Genomic DNA, 6,564 nt, shown 5'->3' with positions numbered 1-6,564 from the left:
GCGGCATGGAGGACGGGCTGGCCGAGACCGATGAGGCATCGTCTTCGGTAGCCACGGTGGCGACGGGTGATTTGCAGGCCGCCGCAGCCGTCTGATCCACCCGCCTGTCGCATCGCTGACACAGATCTGCGCTTTGCTGATCTTCCCATGATGGCAGAGGAGGACAGCCGATGGCCTTGCAGCATTATCGCTATGTATCCGGCACGATTATCGTCATTGGCAAGCAGCCCGATGGCGATTCGGTGCGGTTTCGCCCTGACGACGAGAACGCGCTTGCCGATATCTACCGCGCCCATCTGCTGCGTCCGGCCAAGGATGGCAGTCACCAATTACGACTGGAGGGCATCGATACGCCCGAGACCCATTATGAGAGCAAGGCGCAGCCGCGCGGCGGCGTGGCGCGGGATTATTTGCTGAAAGATCTCATCGGCTTTTCGTCCTTCACACTCTCGAAGGAAACCGTGACGGCAGCGGTGCCGCAGACCATCCAGGCCGGCATCCTGACCGCTTCGGCCGATATTCACGGCCGGCCGATTTCCTATCTGACGCTTGATGGCAATCCCTTTGCATCCGGCGATACGGGGGCGATTGCGCCTGAAGTGCTGAAGAAAAGCGTCAATTACCGGCTGATCGAAACCGGCATGGCCTATCCCATGCTCTACAGTTCCGCCCCGGTCGACCAGCGCGAAGCGATCTCAGCTGCGGCAAGACAGGCGCGGGATGCGGGTCTCGGTGTGTGGGCGGCGGACAAGACCGAGCGCTTTGCCGTGACCACGCTTGCCGATCTCGGCTGGGCGAGCGGCAGCCATCCCGATGAAAACGAGGAAGCCGGCACCGGCAGGGCGCAGCTGATCTTCCCCAAACTCTTCCGCCGCGCCTGCGATTTCCTCAAATCCGGAGAGACCGATCTGGTGGAATGGCTGGCGAAGACCGAAGGCGAAAACGACAAGGTGATCGTCGATAACCGCGTGGAAGTGCCGCTGTCGCAATTGCTGCGCCGGGAAAACGACCGCTACCGCTTCGACGCCGATCTGACGCAGGCGGTGTTCGTCGAGAAATAGGTCTTGTGGGAGGAAAAATCCCCCTCTTCTCCAACCCCTCCCGCAAGTGGGAGGGGTTCGCCCGTTGCAAGCCGATGTCACCGCATTCAGCGCCGAATGGTGAACACTGCATTTCGTCATGCGGCGGTTGCCGCAGGGCGAAAGCCCGCCTACATGCGTCCCGCAACGTTTTCAATCAAGGATATTAGCGTGCTGCTTGAAAAGCTGAACTGGCGTTATGCCGCAAAGAAAATGGACCCGTCGAAAGTCGTGGCCGAGGATAAGGTCGAGCGGATCGTCGAGGCAGCGCGGCTTGCGCCGACCTCGAGCGGGTTGCAGCCCTTTAGCGTGCTTGTCGTGACCAACAAGGAGATCCGCGAGAAGATCCTGCCGATCGCCTGGAACCAGGCGCAGGTCACGGATTGCTCGCATCTGCTGGTGTTTGCCGCCTGGGACAATTACACGGCCGAGCGGATCAACACCATGTTCGATCTGGTCAATGCCGAGCGCAATTTCACCAGCGAAGGCTGGGAAAACTACCGCAAGATGCTGCTGGACACCTATCCGCCGCGCGACGCAGAAGTGAATTTCCAGCATGCTGCCCGCCAGGTCTATATCGCCCTTGGCCTGTCGCTCGCTGCCGCCGCCTTCGAGGAAGTCGATTCGACCCCGATGGAAGGCTTCGACCCCGCCGCGCTCGACGAAATTCTCGATCTGCGCGCTAAGGGCCTGCGCTCCGTCGCGATCATGCCGCTTGGCTACCGCGCCGAGGAAGGCGACTGGCTGGTCAACCTGAAGAAGGTGCGCCGCGCCCGCGAAGATTTCGTAATCGAGGTAAAGTGAGACTTAGGTCGCTCTGATCTGACGACAAAAGCCGCTCCTGATGTTCAGGGGCGGCTTTTTGTTGAGGTCAGGTTTTGTGCAGAAAGACGATCAGCTCCAGCCTGCTCAAATCACTCCGCCAGGGCTTCTGCCGATGGCTTGGCGGTGCCGCCGGTGGGCAGGCGAACATTTTTCAGAAGGCAGGCGGCGAGGCAGCCGCAGCCGATCATGACAGCCATGCTGATAAAAACCGGCGAGAAGGCGTGGGCATAGGTGGCCGAGACGGCGGCGCGGGTGGCTGGGTCGAGCGACGCCATGGCTGCCGGCGTCAGGCTTTCGATATTGTCGACGCCTGGAATGGCCGGGCCGCCGATCATGAAGGCCGAAAGCACGGCGCCGTAGACGGAGATGGCAATCGAGGCGCCTCCCATGCGGGTCAGGGTCACAGTGCCGGTGGCTGCCCCCACATCGCGCTGGGCGACAGCGTTCTGCACGCCGATAACAGGGACCTGCTGGCCGATGCCGACGCTGATACCATGCATCAGCATCAGCAAGCCGATCAGAGCAATCGGGGTGCCGATCGGCAACTGACTGAAAATCAGGAACACCGTGCAGCTGCCGGCAGCCCCGATGGCGCCGAAGATCTTGTAGCGGCCAGTCGAGGAAATCAGCCGGCCACTGCTGATCGAGCCGATGGCGATGCCGCCGGTAATTGCAATGAACAGCAGACCGGCCAAAGTTGGTGACAGACCGGTGGTGGTCTGCAGATAGAGCGCGACATAATTGACCGAGCCGATGCCGACCGCACCGCCGGCGAGCGACACGACCCAGAGCAGTCTCGCCGTGCCGTTGTGCAGCAGGCTGACCGGTATCATCGGCTCGGCGGCACGCTTTTCGACCTGATAGAAAATCACCGCGCAGATCACGCCGATGGCGACGACGCCAAGGCTTTCGGGCGCCACCAGCGAGCCAAACATCTGGCCGCTATCTGCCCAGAAGACGACGCTGGTGACGGCACCGGCCAAAAGCACTGCGCCGAGATAGTCGATCTTCGGGCGGCGTTGCGGCTTGCGATACGGCAGATAGAGCGCCAGGCCGACCAGAACCAGAATGCCGATCGGCAGGTTGACGAGGAAGATCGAGCGCCAGCCGAACAGCTCGCTCATCGTGCCGCCCAGTGTCGGACCGACGGCACCGGATGCCATCAGCACCAGGCTGGAATAGCTCTGGTAGCGGGCCCGCACGCGCGGCTCGAACAGGTCGGCATTGACGGAGAAGATCGAGACCATGATGCCGCCGCTGCCAAGCCCCTGCAGCACCCGGGCGGCAATCAGCGTATCCATCGACACGGCCATGCCGCAGATGACGGAGCCGAAGGTAAAGATTGCAATCGCCGTCATCATCACATGCTTGCGGCCGAACAGGTCGCCCAGCTTGCCATAGAGCGGCATGACCGCGCTCGTGGCGAGAAGATAGGCGGAACCGACCCAGCCGAACCGTTCCAGCTGGCCGAATTCGCCGACAATGGTCGGCAGCGCGGTCGAAACGATCTGATTGTCCAGCGTCGCCATGAACAGCGCCGTCATCAGGAACAGGAACAACATCATACGCAGACGCGGGTCCGGCACCAGCGACTGGAAAGCGGGAGCGGGCGCCGGCTGGGGCGGCGCCTTGGCGGATGCCGGTTGGCTCAGGGCATTGTCCATGCGGAATCTCTTTGGTTCTGAAGGCGGTGAAGGCGGCGGCATATGCGACGACTGAAGGGTAATGCGGATCGACGGCAATCGGATCGCCGCCCGGCGGGCAATGGTCTCAGCCAATGGAGCAGAGCTCGACGCTCTGTCCGAAAGCGGCAAAAGATCGTTGCCCTTGTCATATATGTGATAAAAGCATATATTGTGTTTTATTGTCAATCAGCACATATATGATAAAAGCACACATTTTCTTGAATAATCATCTTCCATCCTGACCGGCACTGGCTTGCGCTTCATGAAAACTGATAAAACCGCCCTTAATGACAGTGTTCCGGCCGACGACGCGGCGCCTAGCGCCATGGATGAAGCGCTGGACGGAATTTCCGGGACCATGGCGCGGATGCGGATGATGATGGGGCGCCGCTTCATGTCGCGCATTGCGCTCAGCCGCATGGAAAGCGGCCAGAGCATGGAGCTTTCGCATTTCGACGTCATCAAGATCGTCTCTCATGCCGGCCGCGATCAGGAAGTGACGGTGGGCGTGATTGCCGAGCAGATGCGCATCGATCCATCGAGGGCAAGCCGGGTCGTGGCCGATCTGGTGCGGCGGGGCGCGCTCCGGCGCGAAGCCTCGCAGGCCGATGCGCGGCGCACCATTGTGGCGTTGACGGAAAACGGCAGGCACGTTCTCCGCCATTTCGAAACCGTGCGCCGCGAGGTCATCAGCCAGACGCTGGCCAATTGGAACCCTGAAGACATCATCCTCTTCGAAACGCTGTTCGACCGCTTCATTTCCGGCCTGGAATGCCGCGGCCGCGATGTCGGCCTCGCCGACAAGGACGCTGCGGACGGCGAAAACTGACTGATTGGACTTTCCAGACTATCGCCTAGGCCTCTTCTCCCTAGCGGGGAGATGAGGGGGCGGCGAAGCCGGATGAGAGCCGCCTCATTGACGGCCTGAAGGCCCGGCAGATGATGCTATGGTTGCGCATCGGGAAAGCTCCTCCCCCAAAATGTTGATCCGTCATCTGCGCAGCAAATGGTTGCATCACTCGTTATCGGTGATAGCTTTTACGCTTCGTCCGCTCGGGTCTCGCCCCCGCATGCCAAAGGTGTTTTGATGATCCATTTCTCCTTCCGATCCCTTTTCAGACAATCGGCTTTCAGACAGTCGACCACGGCGCTGAGCGCGCTTGCCCTTGTGCTTTCACCTTTGAGCGCGGTTCAGGCCGCCTCGCCCGCCCCGGTCGAGGGCCGCAACGGCATGGTGGTCACGGCCCAGCATCTGGCGACTGATGTCGGCGTCGAGGTGCTGAAGTCTGGTGGCAATGCCGTCGATGCGGCGGTGGCGGTGGGTTATGCGCTCGCCGTCACCTATCCGACCGCCGGCAATATCGGCGGCGGCGGCTTCATGACCATAAGGCTCAAGGATGGGCGCACCGACTTCATCGATTTCCGCGAAAAGGCACCGCTCGCCGCCAAGAAGGACATGTATCTCGACGACAAGGGCGAGATCGTGCCGCGCGCCAGCCTGGACGGTTATCTCGCCGTCGGCGTACCCGGCACCGTCAAGGGCCTGGAACTGGCGCGGGAGAAATACGGCGCCAAGGACCGCGCCGCCCTGCTGGCCCCGGCGATTGCGCTGGCCCGCGACGGCTTTACCTTGAACCAAGGTGATGCCACCATTCTCGCCGGCGGCGCCAAGCGGCTGGCCAAGGACCCGGCGGCGGCCAAGATCTTCCTGAAAGCCGATGGCTCACCCTATGGCGCCGGCGAGGTTCTGAAACAGCCCGACCTCGCCGCTGTATTCCAAAGCATTGCCGACAAGGGTCCGGACGCCTTCTACAAGGGCATGCCGGCTGAGGCGATTGCCAAGGCGAGCGCCGATGGCAAAGGCATACTGACCACCGCCGATTTCGAAACCTATGCGGTGCGCGAATTGAAACCGGTGGAATGCGACTATCGCGGCTATCACATCATTTCCTCGCCGCCGCCATCGTCTGGCGGGGTGATCATCTGCGAGATCCTCAACATTCTCGAAGCCTATCCGCTGGCCGAGCAGGGTTATGGCGCAGCCTCGACCGTCAATCAGATGGTGGAAGCGATGCGCTATGCCTATGTCGACCGCAATGCGGCGCTGGGCGATCCTGACTTTGTCAAAAATCCGCTGCCGAAAATGCTGGATAAGGCCTATGCCGCCGAGATCCGCGCCAAGATAGTACCCGGCAAGGCCGGCACATCTGCCGACCTGAAGCCGTTTGGGGGCAAGGAAAGCACCGAAACGACGCAATATTCGATCATCGATAAAGACGGCAATGCCGCGTCCGTCACCTATACGCTGAACGGCTCCTTCGGCGCCGGTGTGGTGGCGCCGGGCACCGGTATTCTCCTTAATAACGAGATGGACGATTTCACCTCCAAGCCGGGTGTCGCCAATCTCTACGGCCTGGTGCAGGGCGAAGCCAATGCGATTGCGCCCAAGAAGACGCCACTGTCATCGATGAGCCCGACGGTGATCACCAAGGACGGCAAGCCCTTCATGGTGATCGGCAGCCCCGGCGGTTCGCGTATTATCACCATCACGCTCGAAGCGATCCTGAACGTGGTCGATTTCGGCATGGATATTTCCGCCGCCGTCAACGCGCCGCGCATCCACCATCAATGGCAGCCGGACAAGATCTACTACGAGCCCTATGCGCTGTCGCCGGATACGCTGAAACTGCTGAAAGACATGGGCTATACGCTCGACGGCGGCAATGACGGCCCGGTCTGGGGCCAGGCCGCCGGCATCCTTGTGGGCGGCAAAAGCATCGCCGACATCGCCAAAGCCGGCGATAAGGCATCCGGCTATTTCGGTGCCATCGACACCCGCGCCGTTGCGGGATCTGCCAAGGGCTATTGAGGTTTTGAGGGCGGCGGAGCAATCCGCCGTTCTTGCTGCGCCGGTTTAACTTTGGGAACAGCCCCGGCCTTTGCGGGTTCGGCATGCGGCTCTGACGAACTGTTAA

Annotated in this window: 5 protein-coding genes; 4 read left to right on the top strand and 1 reads right to left on the bottom strand. The window is 61.3% G+C overall.

The features are described from left to right. Nucleotides 1-170: 170 nt before the first annotated feature. Both BJF91_RS03500 and BJF91_RS03495 read left to right on the top strand, forming a co-directional pair. Complete coding sequence (locus BJF91_RS03500; RefSeq protein WP_075613072.1) at nt 171-1,061, top strand: thermonuclease family protein; 891 nt, start codon at nt 171-173, stop codon at nt 1,059-1,061. A gap of 189 nt (nt 1,062-1,250) precedes the next feature. Beyond that, nucleotides 1,251-1,883: an NAD(P)H-dependent oxidoreductase gene (locus BJF91_RS03495; protein WP_075613116.1), complete on the top strand. Its 633-nt coding sequence runs from the start codon at nt 1,251-1,253 to the stop codon at nt 1,881-1,883. 110 nt (nt 1,884-1,993) lie between these two features. Here the strand turns inward: BJF91_RS03495 and BJF91_RS03490 are convergent, their stop codons facing one another. Beyond that, nucleotides 1,994-3,568: an MDR family MFS transporter gene (locus tag BJF91_RS03490; protein WP_075613071.1), complete on the bottom strand. Its 1,575-nt coding sequence runs from the start codon at nt 3,566-3,568 to the stop codon at nt 1,994-1,996. 283 nt (nt 3,569-3,851) lie between these two features. Between BJF91_RS03490 and BJF91_RS03485 the strand changes: the two genes are divergently transcribed. Together BJF91_RS03485 and ggt are read left to right on the top strand one after the other, a co-directional pair. After that, nucleotides 3,852-4,418: a MarR family winged helix-turn-helix transcriptional regulator gene (locus BJF91_RS03485; protein ID WP_075613115.1), complete on the top strand. Its 567-nt coding sequence runs from the start codon at nt 3,852-3,854 to the stop codon at nt 4,416-4,418. 258 nt (nt 4,419-4,676) lie between these two features. Beyond that, nucleotides 4,677-6,458, top strand: coding sequence for a gamma-glutamyltransferase (gene ggt, locus BJF91_RS03480; protein ID WP_234801531.1), 1,782 nt, complete (start codon nt 4,677-4,679; stop codon nt 6,456-6,458). Nucleotides 6,459-6,564: the final 106 nt, after the last annotated feature.

This window comes from Gillisella taibaishanensis, assembly GCF_001938985.1.
Lineage (GTDB): Bacteria > Pseudomonadota > Alphaproteobacteria > Rhizobiales > Rhizobiaceae > Allorhizobium > Allorhizobium taibaishanense.
The sequence above is the reverse complement of the archived record's forward strand: the minus strand, read 5'-3'. Positions and strand labels throughout refer to the sequence as shown.

What these genes read in the sequence shown, in the direction of transcription:
- BJF91_RS03500 (WP_075613072.1), top strand. Translation starts at nt 171, where the DNA reads ATGGCCTTGCAGCATTATCGCTATGTATCCGGCACGATTATCGTCATT.
- BJF91_RS03485 (WP_075613115.1), top strand. Translation starts at nt 3,852, where the DNA reads ATGAAAACTGATAAAACCGCCCTTAATGACAGTGTTCCGGCCGACGAC.
- BJF91_RS03490 (WP_075613071.1), bottom strand. Translation starts at nt 3,568, where the DNA reads ATGGACAATGCCCTGAGCCAACCGGCATCCGCCAAGGCGCCGCCCCAG.
- ggt (WP_234801531.1), top strand. Translation starts at nt 4,677, where the DNA reads ATGATCCATTTCTCCTTCCGATCCCTTTTCAGACAATCGGCTTTCAGA.